At 70.2% G+C, this 19,788-nt stretch carries 22 protein-coding genes; 21 read left to right on the forward strand and 1 reads right to left on the reverse strand.

The features are described from left to right. Positions 1–3: 3 nt before the first annotated feature. Positions 4–153: a hypothetical protein gene (locus ACH41F_RS22790; protein WP_398837195.1), complete on the reverse strand. Its 150-nt coding sequence runs from the start codon at positions 151–153 to the stop codon at positions 4–6. A 112-nt stretch (positions 154–265) separates the two neighbouring features. On the opposite strand from ACH41F_RS22790, the gene ACH41F_RS22795 reads away from it, so the two are divergent. From ACH41F_RS22795 to ACH41F_RS22895, 21 genes are all read left to right on the forward strand, one after another. Further along, a complete protein-coding gene (locus tag ACH41F_RS22795; RefSeq protein ID WP_398837196.1) occupies positions 266–655 on the forward strand; it encodes a holin in 390 nt (129 codons plus the stop codon). 399 nt (positions 656–1,054) lie between these two features. Next, complete coding sequence (locus ACH41F_RS22800; protein WP_398837198.1) at positions 1,055–1,660, forward strand: hypothetical protein; 606 nt, start codon at positions 1,055–1,057, stop codon at positions 1,658–1,660. A 3-nt stretch (positions 1,661–1,663) separates the two neighbouring features. After that, the gene (locus ACH41F_RS22805) at positions 1,664–3,325 is read left to right on the forward strand and encodes a terminase (protein WP_398837200.1); all 1,662 of its coding nucleotides are present in this window, start codon (positions 1,664–1,666) and stop codon (positions 3,323–3,325) included. 14 nt (positions 3,326–3,339) lie between these two features. After that, positions 3,340–4,767: a phage portal protein gene (locus ACH41F_RS22810; protein WP_398837202.1), complete on the forward strand. Its 1,428-nt coding sequence runs from the start codon at positions 3,340–3,342 to the stop codon at positions 4,765–4,767. Next, positions 4,751–5,830, forward strand: a complete 1,080-nt coding sequence (locus ACH41F_RS22815) for a hypothetical protein (protein WP_398837204.1) — start codon at positions 4,751–4,753, stop codon at positions 5,828–5,830. The genes ACH41F_RS22810 and ACH41F_RS22815 overlap by 17 nt, the downstream gene beginning before the upstream one ends. A gap of 65 nt (positions 5,831–5,895) precedes the next feature. Beyond that, positions 5,896–6,609, forward strand: coding sequence for a hypothetical protein (locus ACH41F_RS22820; protein WP_398837205.1), 714 nt, complete (start codon positions 5,896–5,898; stop codon positions 6,607–6,609). Next, complete coding sequence (locus tag ACH41F_RS22825) at positions 6,606–6,794, forward strand: ribosomal-processing cysteine protease Prp (RefSeq protein WP_398837207.1); 189 nt, start codon at positions 6,606–6,608, stop codon at positions 6,792–6,794. The genes ACH41F_RS22820 and ACH41F_RS22825 overlap by 4 nt, the downstream gene beginning before the upstream one ends. A 3-nt stretch (positions 6,795–6,797) precedes the next feature. After that, positions 6,798–8,108: a hypothetical protein gene (locus ACH41F_RS22830; protein ID WP_398837209.1), complete on the forward strand. Its 1,311-nt coding sequence runs from the start codon at positions 6,798–6,800 to the stop codon at positions 8,106–8,108. Between the two features lie 64 nt (positions 8,109–8,172). After that, on the forward strand, positions 8,173–8,541 hold the full coding sequence (locus tag ACH41F_RS22835; protein ID WP_398837211.1) for a hypothetical protein: 369 nt from the start codon (positions 8,173–8,175) through the stop codon (positions 8,539–8,541). 15 nt (positions 8,542–8,556) lie between these two features. After that, positions 8,557–9,186 (forward strand): hypothetical protein, encoded by a 630-nt coding sequence (locus ACH41F_RS22840; protein ID WP_398837213.1) that lies wholly within the window; start codon positions 8,557–8,559, stop codon positions 9,184–9,186. After that, a complete protein-coding gene (locus ACH41F_RS22845) occupies positions 9,183–9,530 on the forward strand; it encodes a hypothetical protein (RefSeq protein ID WP_398837215.1) in 348 nt (115 codons plus the stop codon). The genes ACH41F_RS22840 and ACH41F_RS22845 overlap by 4 nt, the downstream gene beginning before the upstream one ends. Continuing rightward, entirely contained in the window at positions 9,531–9,944 is a 414-nt protein-coding gene (locus tag ACH41F_RS22850; RefSeq protein WP_398837216.1) for a hypothetical protein, read from the forward strand. It begins immediately after the preceding gene. Further along, a complete protein-coding gene (locus ACH41F_RS22855; protein WP_398837218.1) occupies positions 9,944–10,183 on the forward strand; it encodes a hypothetical protein in 240 nt (79 codons plus the stop codon). The genes ACH41F_RS22850 and ACH41F_RS22855 overlap by 1 nt, the downstream gene beginning before the upstream one ends. After that, the gene (locus ACH41F_RS22860; RefSeq protein WP_398837220.1) at positions 10,180–10,605 is read left to right on the forward strand and encodes a hypothetical protein; all 426 of its coding nucleotides are present in this window, start codon (positions 10,180–10,182) and stop codon (positions 10,603–10,605) included. Before ACH41F_RS22855 ends, ACH41F_RS22860 begins: the two co-directional genes overlap by 4 nt. 76 nt (positions 10,606–10,681) lie before the next feature. Next, on the forward strand, positions 10,682–11,248 hold the full coding sequence (locus ACH41F_RS22865) for a phage tail protein (RefSeq protein WP_398837222.1): 567 nt from the start codon (positions 10,682–10,684) through the stop codon (positions 11,246–11,248). Positions 11,249–11,343: 95 nt separating this feature from the next. Further along, entirely contained in the window at positions 11,344–11,685 is a 342-nt protein-coding gene (locus ACH41F_RS22870) for a hypothetical protein (protein WP_398837223.1), read from the forward strand. A gap of 80 nt (positions 11,686–11,765) precedes the next feature. Further along, positions 11,766–12,101 carry a hypothetical protein gene (locus ACH41F_RS22875; protein WP_398837225.1) on the forward strand — a complete coding sequence of 112 codons (336 nt, stop codon included), beginning with the start codon at positions 11,766–11,768 and terminating at the stop codon, positions 12,099–12,101. Between the two features lie 30 nt (positions 12,102–12,131). Continuing rightward, the gene (locus ACH41F_RS22880; RefSeq protein ID WP_398837227.1) at positions 12,132–16,754 is read left to right on the forward strand and encodes a hypothetical protein; all 4,623 of its coding nucleotides are present in this window, start codon (positions 12,132–12,134) and stop codon (positions 16,752–16,754) included. Next, on the forward strand, positions 16,755–17,744 hold the full coding sequence (locus tag ACH41F_RS22885) for a phage tail protein (RefSeq protein WP_398837229.1): 990 nt from the start codon (positions 16,755–16,757) through the stop codon (positions 17,742–17,744). Between the two features lie 3 nt (positions 17,745–17,747). Then, positions 17,748–18,905 carry a siphovirus ReqiPepy6 Gp37-like family protein gene (locus ACH41F_RS22890; RefSeq protein ID WP_398837231.1) on the forward strand — a complete coding sequence of 386 codons (1,158 nt, stop codon included), beginning with the start codon at positions 17,748–17,750 and terminating at the stop codon, positions 18,903–18,905. A 54-nt stretch (positions 18,906–18,959) separates the two neighbouring features. Then, a partial coding sequence (locus tag ACH41F_RS22895; RefSeq protein WP_398837232.1) for a hypothetical protein occupies positions 18,960–19,788 on the forward strand: 829 nt, incomplete at its 3' end.

Genomic DNA, 19,788 nt, shown 5'->3' on the forward strand with positions numbered 1-19,788 from the left:
CGCTCAGTCCTGGAACGATCCATCCCGCCGTCGCTGGTGCCGGCCCATCATGTGCTTGCACTGCGGACAGTTCTTAAGGAACACCGGCTTGATCAGCCAGGCCAGCGAGATCAGGTACAGCGTGTGACGGCCCTGTCGTGCGATCCAACTCATCGTGCACGTACGGCAGTCACGGCACCCGCTACCCATGAGAAACACCCCCCTGTCACTGCTGGCACCCCCCGGCCCCAGACCGGGGCACCGTAACCCAGGGCAGGTGATCACCATGGGCAGACGAGCAATGTCCATCTGCTCCACGCCAGGCTGCCCCGAGTACACCCACGGCGGACGCTGCGCAGGCTGCCAGTCCGAGGCCGAGCGCCGACGCGGCACCAGCACCCAACGCGGCTACGGCGCACGCCACCGCACCACCTTCCGCGCCGCCGTCCTCGCCCGCGACCCCGAGTGCGTGTGCACCGAGCAGCAGCACGGACACGGCCAGCCCTGCGGCGCACCCAGCAAGCACGCCGACCACCACCCGCTCAGCCGACGCGAGCTGGCCGCCGCCGGCCAGGACCCCGACGACCCACGCCACGGCCGCGGCCTGTGCGGTCCATGCCACTCAGCCGAGACCGCACGGCACCAGCCCGGAGGCTGGGCAGCCGAGCAGGTCTGACGCCGAGGACGGCGACGCGCACAGTGCGCCGAGCCCGCAGACCACGCAGGACGATCACGTCGGCACGAGCCCACAGCAACCGCGCAACGCGGATCGCTGCAGCTCGCTCGACGTCAACTGCGTTCGCTTGGCGCGCACTTCGCGGCGATCTTCAGCACGATGATCACGACGCAAATTCGAGATCATTTCGGCTGCTCGCGCGCGCCCGGGTGGGGGCGCGCCCGCGCGGGCGCGCGCACAGGAGACCGCGGGGGAGGGCGATTCCAACCTGTACGGGTCTGGGAACCCCCGCCCGATACGTCAACCGCCGGCACCACCCGCACCCACCCGCCCTGCCGCAACGGCCGGGCACCGACGCGCCGCAACGGCGCTCACCAGGAGAGATGCCCAATGGGAGGGATGGGACCAGCCCCCAAGCCAGAAGGAGCACGGCGCCGGCGCAACGCCACCGTCGCGATGACTCCGCTGCCCTCAACCGGGCGGAAGGGCCGCCCGCCGAAGTGGCCGCTGCTCGACGACGTCGTACTGACCGCGCGCCGTGACCTCGCACTGCGTAAGGCGGACGAGCTCGAGCTCGCACTCCTCGAACCGAACCTCAAGGGCCGCGCGAAGGTCGCGGCCGAGAAGAAGGCCGACACCGCGCGTGAGGCCGCGCTCATCCTGACCAAGCAGCTCGAGGCGCAGCAGCAGATCGAGGGTGAGCTGTGGAAGCAACTGTGGGCTACGCCGCAGGCCGTGATGTGGCAGCAGCTGTCGTGGACACGCGAGGTCGCGCAGTACGTGCGGTGGAAGAGCCGCGCGGAGGCCGGCGACCTGGACGCGGCCAAAGAGGCGCGGCAGCTGGCCGACCGCCTGGGGCTAACACCGCTGGCGATGCTGCGGCTGCGGTGGAAGATCGCTGACCCGGAGGAGGCTCCGTCGTCGCCGCAGGCTCGGAAGCGGGCGGCTGCTCGGCGGCGGCCGAGGCCGGACGATCCGCGGGCTGCTCTGCACGTGGTGGAGTAGGCCATGGGTGTCCTGATGGTCCCGCGGCCGGATGACGAGCCGTGGCCGACGCTGGGCCCTCAGGTGTGCGACCTGCTCGAGGAGCGGGCGATCCATGGTCCGGGCGCGCTGCGCGGCCGACCGTACGTTCTGGATCCGGAGAAGCGGGCACTGATCTACCGCTGGTACGAGGTGTACCCGCAGGGACATCCGCGTGCCGGGAAGCGCCGCTTCAAGCGGGTCGGGCTGTCGGTGCGCAAGGGCACGGCCAAGACCGAGCTCGCCGCGGCGGTGGCGTTCGCCGAGCTGCACCCCGAGGGGCCGGTCCGGTGCGATGGGTTCGACGCGGACGGTGAGCCGGTCGGTGTGCCGGTGTCGGACCCGTACATCCCGATGGTCGCGTACACCGAGGAGCAGACGGAGGAGCTGGCCTACGCCGCGTTGTACGTGATGGTGACGGAGGGGCCGGACGGCGACCTGTTCGACCCGGGCCTTGACCGCATCATGCGGTGGGACGGGCTGGGGCGGGCAGTTCCGCTCGCGTCGTCGCCGGACGCTCGTGACGGTGCCCGTACGACGTTCCAGCACTTCGATGAGACGCACCGGTTCACGCTGCCCCGCCACCGTGAGGCTCACCAGACGATGCTGGCGAACATCCCGAAGATCATGCTGTTCGATCCGTGGTCGCTGGAGACGACCACGACGTACACGCCCGGCGAGGGCAGCGTGGCGCAAGGCACGCACGAGTTCGCCGAGCTGGTCGACTCGGGCAAGAGCCGGGACCGGACGCTGTTCTTCTTCCACCGGCAGGCGGACCCCCGGCCGGACGAGGATCTGTCCGACGAGGACACGATCCGAGCCGCCGTCCGTGAGGCGTCAGGGCCGTCGATCGCGGCGTGGCCGGACTTCGAGGGCCAGGTCGACGCGATCGTCGCGCTGTACAACGCGCCGGACACCGACCGCGCCTACTGGGAGCGGGTCTGGCTCAACCGCCGGGTACAGGCAGGACGGCAGGCTTTCTCGGTCACTCGGTGGGCGGACCTCGCCCGGCCCGACCAGCCGCTGCCAGAGACGGGCGAGCGGATCACGATCGGTTTCGACGGCGCCCAGTTCCGCGACGCCACGGCGCTGATCGCGACTCACCTGGCGACCGGCTTCCAGTGGCCGCTGGGGATCTGGGAGGCGCCCCCCGGAGCCAACGAGGGCGACGACCCGGACCAGCAGTGGGAGTGCCCGGCCGACGAGGTCGACGCCGCGATGGTGGAGGCCTTCGACACCTGGGACGTGGTCCGCGCCTATGCGGACCCCCCGTACTGGGAGGGCCTGATCACCACATGGCAGGGCCGGTGGGGCGAGAAGCGCATCACGAAGTGGTGGACCAACCGGCTCAAGGCCATGGCCTACTCGCTGCGCGCCTATGAGGGGGCGATGAAGACCGGGGCGCTGACGCACTCCGGTCACGAGGTGTACGCCCGGCACGTTGCCAACGCCCGTAAGAAGCAGCTGAAGATGCTCGACGAGCAGGGCAAGCCGCTGTGGGTGATCGAGAAAGAGCGGCACCAGTCACCGCTGTCGATGGACGGCGCGATGGCGGGCTGCCTGTCGTGGGAGGCGCACCGCGACGCGATCGCCGCCGGCATGAACAAGCCGAAGAACAGTTCCCGAATGATCGTCATGCGACGGTGAGAGCGAGGTGAGCCGTGGAGCGCACCGAGCTGCAGTGGCTGGAGCACCTGATTGCATGCCACGACAAGGAGAAGGCCGAGCTGAAGCGGCTGGACTCCTACTACGAGGGCACGCAGCCGCTGTCGTACATGGCGCCCGAGCTCCAGCGGGAGCTCGAGGAGACGGTGCGCCAGGTCGTCATCAACTGGCCGCGGCTGGTGGTCGATGCCATCGAGGAGCGCCTGGACGTCGAGGGCTTCCGTCTCCCGGGGCACGCGGAGGCCGACGAGGAGCTGTGGCGGATCTGGCAGGCCAACGACCTCGACGAGCAGTCTCAGCAGGGCCACTTGGACGCGCTCACGATGAAGCGGGCCTACGTGGTGGTCGGGTCGAACGAAGCGGACGAGACGACGCCGCTGGTGACGGTGGAGTCGGCCCTCGACATGTACGCCGAGCACGACCCCCGGACCCGGAAAATCGCGGCCGCGGTGAAGCGGTGGTGCGAGGGCCAGGGGAAGGACGAGGTCGAGCACGCCACGCTGTACCTGCCGGACGTGACCATCTGGTGGGTGAAGCGGGACGGTGCCTGGGTGGAGGACTCGGACTTTCCGCGCGACGACCACGGCATGGGCGAGGTGCCGGTGGAGGTCCTCGCGAACCGGCCGCGGTTGAAGTACCGCAACGGCGTGAGCGAGCTGGCCGATGTCATCCCGCTGTCCGACGCCGCGTGCAAGATCGCCACCGACATGATGGTGTCCGCGGAGTACCACGCCACCCCGCGCCGGGTGGCGTTCGGCTTCGGTGAGGAGGACTTCGTCGACGAGCAGGGCAACAAGCTCAGCGCCTTCTCCCGGATCATCGGCCGGATGTGGGCGACGTCGAGGACGACGCAAGAGGGCGCGGACGTCAAGCAGTTCCCCGAGGCGGATCTGAAGAACTTCCACTCCACGATCTCCCAGCTTGCGCAGTTGGTCGCGAGCCTGACCGGTATGCCGCCGCACTTCCTCGGGCAAAGCACCGCCAACCCCGCCTCGGCGGACGCCATCCGCAGCTCGGAGGCGCGGCTCATCAAGCGAGCCGAGCGCAAGCAGCGGGCGTGGGGCGGAACATGGGAGCGCGTCATGCGGCTGGTCCTCCGGGTGCGGGACGGCGAATGGTCCGACGACGCCCGGGCGCTGGAGACGATCTGGCGGGACGCATCGACGCCGACGGTGGCGCAGGCCGCCGACGCCGCGGTGAAGAAGTTCCAGGCAAAGATCGTGCCGCTGAGGCAGACCCGCGAGGACCTCGGCTACAGCCAGGCGCAGATCACACGTATGGAGGAGGAGGACGAGCGGGCCGCACAGCAGATGGTGCAGCGCCTGGCCGCCGGGGACGTGACCCCGCTGTTCGGAACGAAACCGGGCTCGGAGCAGCCGGAGGACCAGGAGCCGCCGGAGGCGGGCAGTGGCAACGCCGCCTGAGCCAGCACCGGATCGCCGAGGACGACGGGCCGGGCAGCCGCCAACTCCCCCAGAACTGGCGGCCGCTCACTACGACCACGTCGCGGCCACCATCCGGGCGATCGTCCAGCAGATCCAGGCAGTGTGGGCCCAGCTCACGGCGCAGTCGGTGGAGGCCGCACTGCTCGGCGAGGTCGGGGCGCAGATCGCCGCCGCGGCGGTGGCCGGGCAGCTCAGCGTCGCCCAGGCCGCACAGGCGTACATCGCCGCGCAGATGGCCGCGCAGGGCGGGCTGTCGCTGGCCCGGGCCGCACTGCTGCCGCAGCTGATCCCGTCGGCCTTCACGGGGCTCGCGCCCGGCGGCGGCCCGCTGGAGTCGCTCTTGTACGTGCCGGCCATCGGCGTACGTCGCCGCCTGGCCGCCGGGTACTCGCCGGAGGAGGCGATGATCGGCGGACTGGTGGACATGACGATGTACACCTCCACCGCCATCGCGGACGCCGCCCGCACCGCCGACCAGGCAGCCATGGCCGTGCACCCCCAGTGCGTGGCATACGTCCGCGTCGTACGGCTCCCGGCCTGCGCCCGCTGCATCATCCTCTCCGGTCAGATGTACACCCGCAGCGAGGGCTTCCTGCGGCACCCGAACTGCGACTGCCAGACCCTGCCGCTGCGCGAGCACGAGTGGCCCGGCGTCTTCACCCCGGAGCAGTTGTTCGCCCAGCTCGACAAGGAGCAGCAGCAGCGCGCGTTCGGTGTCGACGGCGCCCGCGCCATCCGTGCCGGCGCCGACCTCGGCCAGGTCGTCAACGCCCGCCGGGGCATGGACACCGTCCACCTGTACGGCCGCACCCTTCAAGTCACCCACGAAGGCGCCACCCGGCGCAGCGCGTACGGCCGCAGCAGAGCCCAGGCCGGCGACCGCACAGCCCGCTTCGCCGGGCAGCGCTACGGCCAGGCCACGTCGATGCGGTACTACCGCTCGACCCAGACTCCCCGGCTCATGCCCGAGGAGATCTTCCGCATCGCGGATGACCGCGACGAAGAGCTGCGGCTACTACGCCGCTACGGCTACATCACGTAGCCGCCCAACCCGCTGGCCCGGCGCAACGCCGGAGCCTCGATCCCCGCAATGGGAGACACCCCACCATGCAGAACACCCGTAGGAGCTGGCTGCCCGCTGCGCACAGCGCAGGCAACTGGTTTCAGCTGACTCGTCACGACGACCCCGACCCGGCTCCGCCGGCAGACCCGCCTGCGGACCCACCGGCCGATCCGGCGGACCCACCCGCCGACCCGCCGACGGACCCTGACCCTGCCGACCCGGAGGGCGCCGGCCAGCTCGGCGATGCCGGGAAGAAGGCTCTGGACGCCATGAAGGCGGAACGGGCCGCGGCGAAGAAGGAGGCAGCGGCCGCCAGGAAGCGCGCCGAGGACCTCGAGCGGCAGGTGCAGGACTACCAGGACCGCGACAAGTCCGAACTGGAGAAGGCGCAGGACGCCGCGCAGCGCGCAACGGCTCGCGCGGAGGCTGCCACGAAGCGGGCGGTCACGGCGGAAGTACGTGCGGCCGCAGCCGACTTCGCCGACGCGGACGATGCGATCGCGTTCCTGGACGTGGCGTCGTACGCCAGCGACACCGGCGAGATCGACACGGAACAGATCCGCACGGACCTCGCCTCGCTGCTCGAGCGCAAGCCGCACCTGCGCCGCCAGGTGGCGGCGCCGCCCCCGCCGAAGGGACCGCGCCCGGACCCCGGCCAAGGCCCCCGCCCGGACGGTCCGCCGGCGGACTATCGCAAGGCGTCCAGGGGCGACTTCGAGTCGGCACTCGCCCAGTACGGCGTGACCCCACGCCGGTGATCCGTATCACTGCACGGCTCTCGGACGGGTCCACGCGCCTGGAGGTCGAGGGTCACGAGGGCCACCTCGAGGGCGGGCGGGTCTGCGCGGCGGTCAGTGCCATCACCCAAACCGCGCTGCTCGGCCTCGAGCAGGTCGCGCGTAAGCACCCGGACCTCGTGTCCATCGACATCCAAGAGGAGTAGCTCATGTCGCTCGCGACGCTCCCCACGCGCGGGGCCTGGTTCAACCTGGCCCGGCACGACATCCGTTCCCAGCTCCCGGCCTCGGTCCGGGAGATCATGCAGAACGGCCTGCTCTACCGGGCCTTCGAAGAGGCACTCATGCCCGAGTTCCTCTTCCCCTCGATCGCCAGCCCGCGGCCCTGGTCCGCCGGGATTGGCGACACCGGGACGTTCACTCGGACCGGGCTGCTCACCCCGACCACGACGCCGCTGGCCGGGACCGACCCGTCCCCGCAGACGTACAGCGTCGAGCAGTACTCGGTGACCATGGACCAGTACGGCATCACCCTGGACACCAACATGTTGCAGTCCCGCATGACGCTGGCGAGCAAGTTCCTGGAGGACGCGCAGAAGCTCGCGATCTCCGCGGGGCAGTCCCTGAACCGGATCGCCCGCGACAAGCTCTATAACGCCTACGCCGGCGGCCGGACCTGGGTGACGACGGCGGGCAGCTCCGACACCTCCGTGATCGTCAAGAGCGTGAAGGGCTTCGAGACCGTCCTCGTCAACGGCAAGCCCACCCCGGTCTCCGGCGCGAACCCGCTGAGCGTGACGATCGACGGAACCCCCAACACCGTCACCGGCGTCAACACCGGCACCAGCACCCTGACCCTGGGCACCGCTCGGGCCGACGTCATCGGCGAGGCCGTCGTCGCCACGAACGCCCCGGTGTCCATCCGCCCGTCCAACACCCTGGACACCGCCTACGACCTCGGCACCTCGAACGTCGCGACCTTCAAGATGTTCCGAGCGGCCGTCGCCCGACTGCGCCGGCAGAACGTGCCGACGACCAACGGGTTCTACACCGCCCACATCGACCCGGACACCGAGACCCAGCTGTTCGACGACGCCGACTTCAAGCAGGCCCTCACCGGCCGCGTCGACAGCCCCGTCTACCAGGACCTGTCCATCGGCCGGTTCGGCGGCATCGACTGGGTCCGCAACAACGAGCTGCCCACCATCGACGCCGGCTCCACCGGCGCTGTTCCCGTGCACCGCCCGATCGTCTTCGGGGCCGAGGCCCTCGTCTCTGCACCCTTCGAAGGCATGGGTGACCTGCTGCGCGAGTCCGACGTCTCCGACGTCCCCTCGATCCAGATGATCGGCCCCGCCAACGGCGTCCAGGTCGCCTACATCACGCGACCGCCGCAGGACCGCCTCCAGCAGATCCTTTCGCAGACCTGGAGCTGGGTCGGTGACTTCGGTGTCCCCACCGACGCCACCTCCGGCGACGCCGCCCTGTACAAGCGGGCCGTCGTCCTCGAGCACGCCTGATCACGCGCACGGCCCGCCCCCAGCCCGGGGCGGGCCGGCGGCCGAGCAGAAAGGAACACCGGCGATGCGCGTGGTCGTACGGGAGGCCTTCAAGGCCTACATCAACAGCCAGCCCGAGGACTTCACCGTCGGACAGACGATCAAGGGCGACACTGCCGCACACATGCTGCGCACCGGCGCTGCCGTCGACCCCGATGACGACGACGCCCGCACCCTTGCCCAGCAGGTGCGCGGCGACGACACGGAGGAGCAGAAGCAGCCGGAGGTACCACCTGGGGCCACCGAGCTGGACGTCGACGGGTCCGTGGCCGATGTCCTCGACTGGGTCGACGGCGACGCCGATCGGGCTGCCGAGGCCTTGGCTCTGGAGCAGGCGAAGGACAAGCCGCGGTCGACGCTCGTCACTCAGCTCGCGAAGATCACGGACGCGTAGCGGAGGGAGCGCACCATGCCCCCTCCCCTGCTCGCCAGCGAGGAAGAGCTGAAGGATTACCTGCAACTGTCCGATCCGCTGACGCCCGGGCCCGCGCGGCTCGCCCTCAGGCTGGCGTCGGCTGCGGTTCGCCGGCACACCAGGCAGATGATCAGCTTCGTCGCCGGGGAGACCATCACGATCATGGGCGGTGAGCGGGTGCTGCGGTTGCCGCAACGGCCGGTCGTGGTCGACGCGGACAACCCGCTGACGGTTGTGGAGCTCGTCGACGCCAGCGGGCTGGAGATTTCGGCCGTGGTGGATCAGGACTTCCTGCGGTACGGGTCCGAACTGCACCGCGGTGCAGCGTGGCCGACGTCCCGGCTACAGGGCTGGCCTCGCCGGCACCCGATCGGGATCTGGGCGGACCGGGTCCGCGTCACCTACTCCCACGGATATGCGGAGATCCCAGACGAGATCGTCGGCATCGTCCTGGACCTGGCGGCCGCGTCCATGTCCAACCCCCGCCGGATCAGGTCGGAGGCCTCCGGAGCGGTGAGCGTGACGTACACCGTGGAGACCTTCGGCACCGGATCACTCACCGCGGATCACCGGTCGATCCTGCGGGACTTCAAGCGCAGCACTCTGTCGGTGAGGCTGTCGTGAGTGTGCTGTACGGGCAGTCCGGCGTCATCATCCGGCCGGCTGGTTCCGGGGACCGATACGGCAATAAGAAGAGGGACTACGGCCCGGAGGCCGAGCGGATCCCGCTCACACAGATCAACGTGCAGCCGAGTGGCGGCAGCAGCGAGGACACCGACGACAAGCAGGTCACGGTCACCGGCTGGCTGCTCATCTCGGCGCCAGGCACCATGCCCGACCTGCGCGAGACCGACCGACTCGAAGTCGACGGCATCGAGGGCGTGCTGGAAGTCACGGGCAAGGTCGGCCGCTGGCCGGTCCCCGCCGACATCCGGCACATCGAGGCACAGCTCAAAGAGGTGACCTGAATGGCCCGCACCTCCTTCCGCTACGTCCCCAACCGCCGCTTCTTCGACGAGATCGCCAGCAGCGCGGAGATGCACACCATGCTGCTGGCCAAGGCACAACAAGGCGCCGCCCTCACTCGCGGGTTCGCCCCTTCGTACTCGGGGCCGACGTACAAGCCCGGTGTTACCCGGCACGGGGAGTACAAGGACCAGATCTACTCTGCCGCGCACCTCAACTCCAACGGCTGGCGGGCCGAGTTCGGGGCCGCGGCGCCCTGGTCGTTGCAGGTCGAGTTCGGCACCGGCCGCCATGACGACCGGGCCCGTGACAGCCGGGGCCGCTACCGGTCCGCCCGCGCCCGCCCCCAGGGCGGCTACAGCCCCAAGTACCGGCCGCTCGGGCGCGGCCTCGACGCCTTGAGGAGTACCAGCTGATGCCACGCGTCACCCTTGCCCACTGGCACGATGGCCGCCCGCCCGGCACCGAGCTCGACGTCACCGATGACGAGCTGCGGGCGCTGAAGCGTGACGGCCGCATCGCCCCCGCCGGCGACACCCCCGACCCCGAGCCTGAGCCGGAGGCCGCGCTGGAGGAGGCGGAGCCGCCGGCACAGGACCTCCCGGCCGAGGAACCGGCGACGGAGGAGACCCCGAAACGCCGCCGACAGCGATGAGTACGCCGTCCTTCGTCTTCCCGGATGCCGAGCTCGTCGGGGTCACCGTCCTACGGACGGCCCTCGAAGCGGGCGTCACCGTCGGTACCGAGTGGCCGCCCGGCCTCGAGGACGCGGTGAAGGCCGGCGTCGTGTCCGTCACCCGGGGCGGCGGCGGCACCGTGCAGCGCGGCGTCATCGAGGACGTCACCCTTGACATCGACGTCCTGGCCGCGGATAAGGGCCAGGCTCACGACCTGGTCCAGCTCGTCCGCGCGCACCTGACCGCGGCGCGAGGCACCACCGTCGACGGCACGCAGATCTATTCCGCTGAGGACGTCTCCCTGATCTGGCTGCCCTTCCAGCCCGACGCGGAGACCGACCCGATCCCCCGGTACGTGCTGGTGATGCAGCTGCGTCTGCGCGCACGGCCCGCTTCGTAACCCGCCCCCACCCCGCCCCGTACCTGCACCCGTCGGTCGTCGGCCGTGCGGGTCCTTCGCATGCCTGGAGGCATCCGTGTCGAACGACGCAGACAACGTGCGCGTAGCGCTCAACGGCTCCATTTTCCTTGCCCCTGTGGGCACGACCGGCCCGGCCGACCTCACCGCCGCGTGGGGCGCGGCGTGGGTCGACCTCGGCTACCTGTCCGACGACGGCGTGAGCATGGAGTACTCGACGGACGTCGAGGACATCAACGCCTGGCAGTCTCTCTCCCCGGTGCGACGTGTCCTGACCAGCGTCGACATGACGCTGGGCTTCACCGCCCTCGAGCTGAAGTCGGCCACGATCACCAGCTATTTCCCCAGCTCGACGATCACCGAGGTCACCCCCGGCACCGTCTTCCGGCTCGACATCCCGGCCGCGCCCAGCCCCGACGAGCGGGCCATCGGCCTGGAGTGGTTCGACGGCGACATCGTCAACCGCCTCGTCATCCCCCGCGGCGAGATCACCGACCGCGGCGCGATCAGCCTCGGCCGCTCCAACCCCGTCGGCCTCGAGATGACCGTCTCCGCCTACGCCTCCTCGGCGCCGGAGCTGGCCACGTGGCTGTCCAACGACCCGGCCTGGGCGCTCGCCGCCTGACCGGACCGACTCCCCCGGCAGACGTGCGATGCGGGTCGCGCCTGCCGGGGGGCTTCAACCCGCTGACACCCGCACCCTGTTGAGGAGAACCCCAGGTGAGCACAACCAGCGCAAAGAAGAACGTCGGCACGGAAGTAGTCGAGCTCGACCTGATCGCCCAGCAGCGCCGTGACGCGCTGCCCAAGCCCACCAACTACCTGCTGTTCGGCGTGGCGTTCACGATGCCGCCGATCAAGTCCCTGCCCATGGACCTCCAAGAACGCATCGGGTCGCTGGAGAACGGCTACGGCGTCATGGTCGAGTGCCTCGGCGACGACAAGGTCCGGGAGATGGTAGACGCCGGCTACACGCTCGGAGACCTCGAGGTCATCGCCGAGGACTGGCAGAAGCGCAACGGCCTGGCGCCGGGGGAATCCAAGGCCTCGCGCGCTTCCTGAGAGAGCACGGCGAGGCCGTCGAGTGGGACATCCCCCGGTACTGGCCCGGCCGGTCGCTGGCTGAGCTGTACCGGGGCGAGATGTCCTGGCGCGAGTTGAAGATCTTCATCAAGCACGTGCCGTGGGAATCGGCCACGGCACGGTCCGTGCGCGGCTCCACCCCTGAAGAGGACTACTGGACGCCGGACCGGCAGCTGTCCGCGTCGATCGTGGACGCCCTCCGGGAGAACACCTACGTGCAGATCAAGCTGCACGGCGACCCGAAGAAGACCCGGCGCATGAAGCCGCCCGAGCCGATCAAGCGGCCCGGTGTCGAGCAGCGCCGCAGCTCCAAGGTGATCCGTTTCGGCGGGCGTCACGGCAGTGGCGCAGCCGAGCTGGCGAAGGTCTTCGGAGGCCGCGCCGCCAACCACTGACCAGGGGGGTGGGCGGTGGCTGCCGGAGGTGTGCTCGTTGGGCGTGGATACGTCAGCATCAGGCCCGAGTTCGAGGGCGACTGGTCCAGGTCGGTCAACTCCCGCGCCTCCAACGCGGGACGCTCAGGGGCCAGCGCCTTCGGCCGGGCCTTCAGCGCCGGCCTCAAGGGCGTCGGTGTCCTGGCCGGTGTCGCCGTCAGCGCGAACCTGTCGGGCGTCGCGGCGAGCGCAGCCGTACTCGCCCCGGCGCTGACCACCGCCGGGGCTGCGGCTGGCGCGCTCAAGCTCGGCCTGTCCGGTGTGGGCGAGGCCTTCAAGGCTGCGTTCGCCGACAGCTCCACGCAGGCCTCGGCCGCGGCCTCCGCGACCAAGGCAGCCGAGGCCGCACAGCGCGGACTGGCCAATGCCCAGCGGGCCCTGGCCGACGCCCGGGTCCAGGCCGCGCAACGGGTGAAGGACGCCCAGGAGCAAGTCGCCGACGCCGAGCGCGACCTGGCCGACGCGCAGCGCGAAGCACACCAGATCCAGGGCGAGCTGAACGACGCCCGCCGCGAGGCGGCGCGCGCCCTCGAGGACATGAACACCCAGCTCGCCGAGTCCCGGCTCGACGAGCGCGAGGCCGTCCGACAGCTCGAGGACGCCGAGCTGAAGCTCAAGGAGGCGCAGGCCAAGCCCGGCACGAACCCCAAGGATCTGGAAGACCTCGAGATCCGCTACGAGCGGGCCAAGCTCAACCTCCAGGAGCAGCGCCGCGAGACCCAGCGCCTCGAGGTCGACACCGCCAAGGCGAACAAGGCGGGCGTCGAGGGCTCGGATCAGGTCGTCGCGGCCAAGGAACGGATCGCCAGCGCGAGCCGCAGCGTCGCCGACAAGGAGCGCTCGCTGGCCGAGGCGCAGGCCGGTGTCGACCAGGCGCGTGCCGAGGGGCAGCGGCAGATCGAGGACGCGCAGCGTGCCGTCGCGGACGCCGCGGCGGCGGTGGCCGATGCGCAAGCCGCGGCTGCCGGGCAGGCCTCGGCCTTCGACAAGGCCATGGCCAAGCTCGCCCCCAACGCGAGGTCGTTCGTGGGTGCGGTGCAAGGGCTGGCCCCTGCCTGGCGGCAGATGAAACTCGGCGTCCAGCAGCGGCTGTTCGAGGGCCTGGACGCGACCGTCACCGAGCTGGGCCGGGCCACGATCCCGGTCCTGCAGCGGCAGCTCACCGCGACCGCCGGCGTCTGGAACGAGATCGCCAAGAGTTCGGCCGGCGCGATCACCGAGATGGCGAAGTCCGGGCTGCTGGACAAGGTCCTCTCCGGGGCGACCGCCAACCTGTCCGCGATCAAGGAAGTGCCCGGTCAGTTCCTGACCATGCTCGGCCAGCTGTCCGTGGCCGCGCAGCCCGCCTTCAACGGGCTGCTCCAGCAGTTCGCCGGCGCCGTCACCCACTTCACCGACGGCATCGCCAAGGGCCTGTCCTCCGGGACGCTCGAGCAGTCCATCAACTCCGCCTTCAGCATCCTTAGTTCCTTCGGAACGCTGCTGGCCAACGTCCTCGGCACCGTCAACCAGATCTTCAAAGCGGCTGCCGACTCCGGTGGCGAGATCCTCGGCGTGCTCGGCACCGTCTTCGGAGAGCTGCGCACCGTCCTCGGCGGCGACGAGATGCAGGCGCAGATGCGCGCCCTGTTCTCCTCGATCGCGCAGATCGTCACAGCGATCGTCCCGGTCATCGGGTCGGTCGTGCAGACCGTCGTGCCGCTGCTCGCCGCAATCGCCCAGCCGATCGCGCAGATCGCCACTGTGCTCGGCCCGGTATTGCAGCAGCTGGCCTCCGTGCTCGGGGCGGCGCTGCTACCGATCGTGCAGGCACTTGGCCCGGTCCTCGTCACGGTGGGCACGGCGATCGTGCAGCTGGTCCAGGCCGTGATGCCGCTCCTCCAGCCCATCGCGTCGCTGATCTCCACCGTCATCACGGCCCTGGCCCCGGCGTTGACGCCGATCGTCGCCGTCGTCCGCAGCTTGGTCGACGTGCTGGTCGGGCCGCTGACCCTCGTGGTCCAGGTCCTCACCCCTGTTCTGCAGGTCCTGGCCGGCGTGGTGACCCAGGTCTTCCAGGCCCTGGAGCCGATGCTCGCCCCGCTGGTGACGCTGCTCGGCGAGGTCGCCGGGCTCGTCGCGAACGTCCTCGCCGTGGCCCTCGGCCAGCTCATGGCCATCGTGATGCCGCTGCTCGAGGTCGGCATGCAACTGGTCCAGACGGTGTTCGCCGCGCTGGAGCCGCTGCTGCCGGTCATCGGCGAGGCGCTCGAGGCGGTGGGCGGAGCGCTGCTCACCATGCTGCCGGCGTTCACCGGTGTCGCCGACGCGGCGGTCACCCTCGTCGAGGGCCTGGCGCCGCTCATCCCCGTCGGCGTGCAGCTGGTCACCACCGTTCTCGACGCCCTGGTCCCGGCCCTGCCGACAGTGGCCGATGCGTTCGTGGCGATCTCGAGCGCGCTGCTGGCGATCGTGCAGCCGCTCGCCGAGGTCGCGGCCTCCCTCGCTCAGCAACTCGCGCCGATCATCGCTGACATCGCTCCGATCCTGGGGGACTTCGTCGGCCTGCTGGCGGGAACACTCGCACAGGTCCTGCCGCCGCTGACCACGGCGTTCCTCACGCTGGCCACCGCGTTCGGGCCGCTGCTGCCGGTGGTCGGCGAGCTGCTCGGCATGGTCCTGCAAATGGCGGGCGGCATCCTGGTCCAGCTGCTGCCGTCGATCCTGCAACTGGTGCAGGCCGGGGTCACCCTGGCCCTCGCACTGCTACCGATCATCCCACCGCTGGCCGAGCTCGTGGGCCTGGTCGTGACCCTCGCGGTCAACGTCCTGTCCTGGCTGCTGCCGCCGCTGCTACAGCTCGCCACCTTCCTGATCGGCGGGTTCGCGACCGCCATCTCCACGGCGGTCGGCTGGGTGGCCGCGATCGCCACCGCCATCGCAGGCCTGGTCACCTGGGTCACAGTCCACCTCGGGCCAGCCTTCCGGTGGCTCAACGACAAGGTGATCCAGCCCGTCTGGCGGGCGATCCAAGAGGCGATCCGGGTCGCGTGGGAGCAGGGCATCCGGCCCATCTTCCGGTTCATCCGGGACGGGGTCGCCGGTATCGGCACGGCGATGCGCAACGCCCGAGACAAGGTGATCAAGCCGGTCTGGGACGCGATCGTCGGGATCGTGGCAGGCGCCTACGACAAGGGCATCCGGCCCGTCTTCGAGACCCTGAAGACGGCAGTCGGCAGGGTGTCCGGCGCGTTCGACGCCGCCCGCAAGGCGATCAAGATCGCGTGGGACAAGCTCGAGGGCATCGCGAAGAAGCCCGTCTCCTTCGTGATCAACACGGTGTACAACCACGGCATCGTCGCGGTCTGGAACAAGATCGCCTCGGCGTTCGGTGCGCCGGAGCTGAAGGAGTTCCACCCCAAGGGATTCGCGCGCGGTGGTGTATGGAACAACGTTCTGCCCGGCTACACCCCGGGGCGGGACGTCCACCGTTTCGTCAGCCCGACGGGCGGCGCCCTCGACCTGTCCGGCGGTGAGTCGATCTTCCGTCCCGAGTTCACGAGGGCGGTCGGCAGCAAGTTCGTCAACGGCATGAACTACCTGGCCCGCTCCGGTGGCGCGGCGCGGGTGCGCGAGGCCCTCGCCCCTGTCCTCGGTGGGAACCCTCGCACCGGCGTGGACCGCTCGCTGCGCTACGCCAGCGGCGGGATCTACCCGCACCAGGCGTTTGCGGACGGCGGGATTTTCGGGTGGATCGGCGATGCCGCTTCCACGGTGGCGGGCGCCGGGTCTGCGGTGTGGAACAAGGTGAAGGAGGGGGCCGCCTGGTTGGGCGACACGCTCGAGGCGTCGGCGCGCGCCGGCGTCAACGCGGTCGTCGACCCGCTGCTGAAGTCCTTCCCCGGGATGGACACGTCGATCGGGAAGATGATCCGCCGCATCCCTGACCGGATTCTCGACGCGCTCTTCGGCTACTCCGAGAAGGCGGACAAGAAGGGTGCGGGCGGCGTCGGCGGGCCGCGGATCCAGGCCGGCTTGAAGTGGGCGCGTACTCAGGACGGGTTGCCGTACCAGTGGGGCGGCAACGGAAGCCCGAGCTGGGACTGCTCGGGTCTGGTCAGCGCGATCGAGTCCGTGATCCGAGGTCAGAAGCCTCACCGACGCTGGGCTACCGGATCTTTCCACGGGAAGACGGCGCCGCCTGGCTGGGTCCTTCACGGCGACTCCGCGTACAGGATCGGGATCACCAACTCGGGGGTGGGTCACACCGCTGGGACGATCGGCGGCGTCAATGTTGAGTCGCGCGGCGGCGATGGCGTCGTCATCGGCAAGGGCGCCCGCGGCTACCGCGACAGGCTCTTCACCGACTGGTACGGCTTCCAGCCCGGCAAGTACGACGAGGGCGGCTGGCTGCAACCGGGCTGGAACTTCAACGGCTTCAGCAGCCCCGAGCCGGTGCTGACACCCAACCAGCTGCGGGTCCTCGAGGGCGCCGCCGCTGTCGGTGTCGCGGCTGGCCAGGGCGGCTCGGTGACGTACGAGATCAACGCGCGGACCGCGGACTTCACGGTGGCCGACCTCGAGCGCGTCCAGCGTGTCCAGGAGGCCCGAGCCAGGGTGGGGAGGCCGCGCTAGATGCCGCTGATCACAGCCCCGTATGTCGCACCGCCGAGCACCGGAGAGCCACCCGGCGGTACCCCGATTCCACTGCCGGAGATCGGCTACGCCACCGCTCGCTACACCGACCCCACGGGGACGGTGTGGCCACTCACCGACTGGGACGCCGGATGGTGGACCCTCGCTGAGGGCGTGTCGGGTCTGGGGGCGGTGTCGTACGACCTGACCAGCGATCCGCATCCCCGCGGCGGCGCCCGGCTGCGTCACGCTCAGCCGCAGCCGCGCACCATCGTGTGGCCGCTGTTCGTCCAGGGCGCGACGCACGTCGAGTTCCTCGAGCGGTGGCGGGCGCTGGCCACCGCGTTCACCCGTACCCTGCGGGAGAACCCGGACGGCAGCCGGACGCCGGGCGTGCTGGAGATCGCCCGCCCGGACGGCACCCGCCGGCAGATCGAGGTGTATTACCTCGACGGGTTCGAGGGACAGGCCAAGCAGGGCTACTACCGGGACAGCGACAGCGCCATCATCCAACTGTGGTGCGAGGACCCGTACTGGACGGACCCCACCCCGCAGCAGCTGCACCGCGAGACCGGCGCCCTGTCATCGTTCTTCATCCCCTACCCGTCGGTGTCCTCGAGCCAAGTCCTCGGTGCCACGACCGTGGACATCGGCGGCGACACCACGGTCTGGCCGACCTGGGTCATCACCGGCCCCGCCTCGTCAATCACGTTCACGCAAACCGACACCGGCGAGGCCTTCACCCTCAACCCATCGGCACCCGCGGTCGGGCACGGCAATCTGCTGGCGGGCGAGCAGGTCATCATCAGCACCGACCCGCCAAGCGTCCGATTCCAGAACGGGGACAACTGGATCGGCGGAATCAACTGGCCGGCCGCCAGCCTGTGGGGGCTGCGGCCAGGACCGAACGACGTCACCTTCGCCTTGTCTGGGTCCGGCCCCGGCTCGGCCGTGGACCTCGTCTACTACCTGCGCCACGAGACGGCGTGAGCCATGACCATCACTCTGCTCGTCACCAACAAGAACCTCGTCATCCAGGGCGACCCGCTCACCGGCTGGACCGACCTCGACGCCACGCTGAATTTCAACGCCCCCGCCGCGGGGACCGTGACCCTGCCCGCCCACCCCTACGTCATGAACCAGCTCGTGCCCGGCAACCGCCTGGTCGTCATCCGCGACGGGGCGATCTGGACAGCCGGGCCGATGGAGGAGCCGACCAACTACCGCTGGTCCCTCGACGAGCCGGGCGTAGGCCTGGTCGACGTCGCCTTCTCCGACGACCTGGCCACCATCGCCGGGCACATCACCTGGCCCGAGCCCGCCCTCACCTGGGCCGGGCAACACGGCAGCACGTGGCGGACCTTCACCGCCACCAACGCGGAGGCGATCATTCGGAGCCTCGTCAACGAGAACGCCGGGCCCGGCGCGATCACCGCCCGCCGCATCCCCAGCCTGGTCCTCGACACCGTGGCCAGTGCGGGGACGAACACCGCGGTGAAGACCAGATTCGAGCCCGTCCTGGACGTGTGCCGCACTGCGGCCGCGACCGGCGGAGGCATCGGCTTCCGCACCCGGCAGGACGGCAATCAGATCAAGTTCGGCTGCTACACCCCCGCCGACAAGTCCGCCACCGCACGGTTCAGCGCCGGTCTCGGCAACCTGCGCTCGGTCTCCTACAAGCAGACGGCACCCACCGTCACGCACTCCCTGGTCGCCGGCACCGAGACCGAAGGCTCGACGGTCCGCGCCTTCCTCGAGGTCGCCGACGCGACAGCCGCCAGCAGCTGGTGGCGGGTGGAGAAGTACATCGACGGCGGAGCCGCCGACAACACCGGCGGTGAACTGACCGCGGCCGGCGCCTCCGAGATCGCCGAGGGCGCAAGCCCCGTGGAGCTGGCGGTCACCACCGTCGACACCGCTGACCTAAAGGCAGGCCGGGACTACGGCCTCGGCGACAAGGTCGCCGTCGCCCTGCCGCACGGACTACAGCTCACCGACATCGTGCGCTCCATCCACCTGGCCGCCTCGCCTGATGAGGGCGAGCAGGTGTCCTCCGTCATCGGCAGCCAGGACGCCACCCGCGACCCCCGCATCGTGCAGCTGGTCCGCACCCTGAACCGTCGGCTCGGCCGGCTCGAGACACGCCGATAGGAGGCAGCCGTGGCCCAGGACTCCTGGCCCTCACCAGCACACAACAGCCGAGCCGTGACAGACGTTGAGTACGAGAAGATCGCCGCGCGGTTCAGTGACGACGGTGTCTACGGGGACCCGTCCGACACGGCGGTCGTGTCCGCCGGAACCGGCCTGACAGTGAATATCAGGCTTGGTGTTGAGGCCTCGGTACGCGGGCATGCCTGGACGTCAGGCACCTCGACCGTCACCCTCCCCGTAGGCGCCAACAGCACCGGCACCACACGCAGGGACCGTGTCGTGTTGCAGCTCGACAGGTCCACATGGAACGTGCGGGCCAAGGTGATCCCCGGCACCGTCCTGCTGCCGTCGCTGACCCAGCAGACCGGAGACACCGGCGTCTACGAGATCCCCCTCGCCAACGTCACGATCCTCAACGGGGCGGCGTCGGTGACGGTGACCCGGGCCGAGCTGTATGCGGGCAGCCGAGTACGGCCCTGCACGTCCACCACCCGCAACCCGCAACCTCGCTTGGGCGAGGTGTGCGTGGAGATGGACACCGGGACCGTGCGCACCTGGAACGGGACGAGCTGGGCGGTGCTGTACTCGGCGAGCGGCGACATCATCGTCGACCAGCCGCTGGGCTCCTGGACATGGACCACGTCGTCGGTGCTGGAGGTGCGGTCCGGTGTCGCCTCCCTGCGCCTCGGCTCGTTCCAGCGGTCGGGCGGAACGCTCGCGGCGGACACCCAGAGCAGACTGCCCGTGCAGATCCCGGGCGCCTACCAGCACCGCAACCGCGACCAATTCGTACTGGCCTACGTCACGGGCGTGGAGATCGGCCGACTGGTCGTGTGCTCGGCAGCCTCGGACACACCGGGGCAGGTAATTCTGACGAACAAGC

Origin of the sequence: Streptomyces sp. NPDC020489, from assembly GCF_044386545.1 — a bacterium.
Taxonomy (GTDB): Bacteria; Actinomycetota; Actinomycetes; order Streptomycetales; family Streptomycetaceae; genus Streptomyces.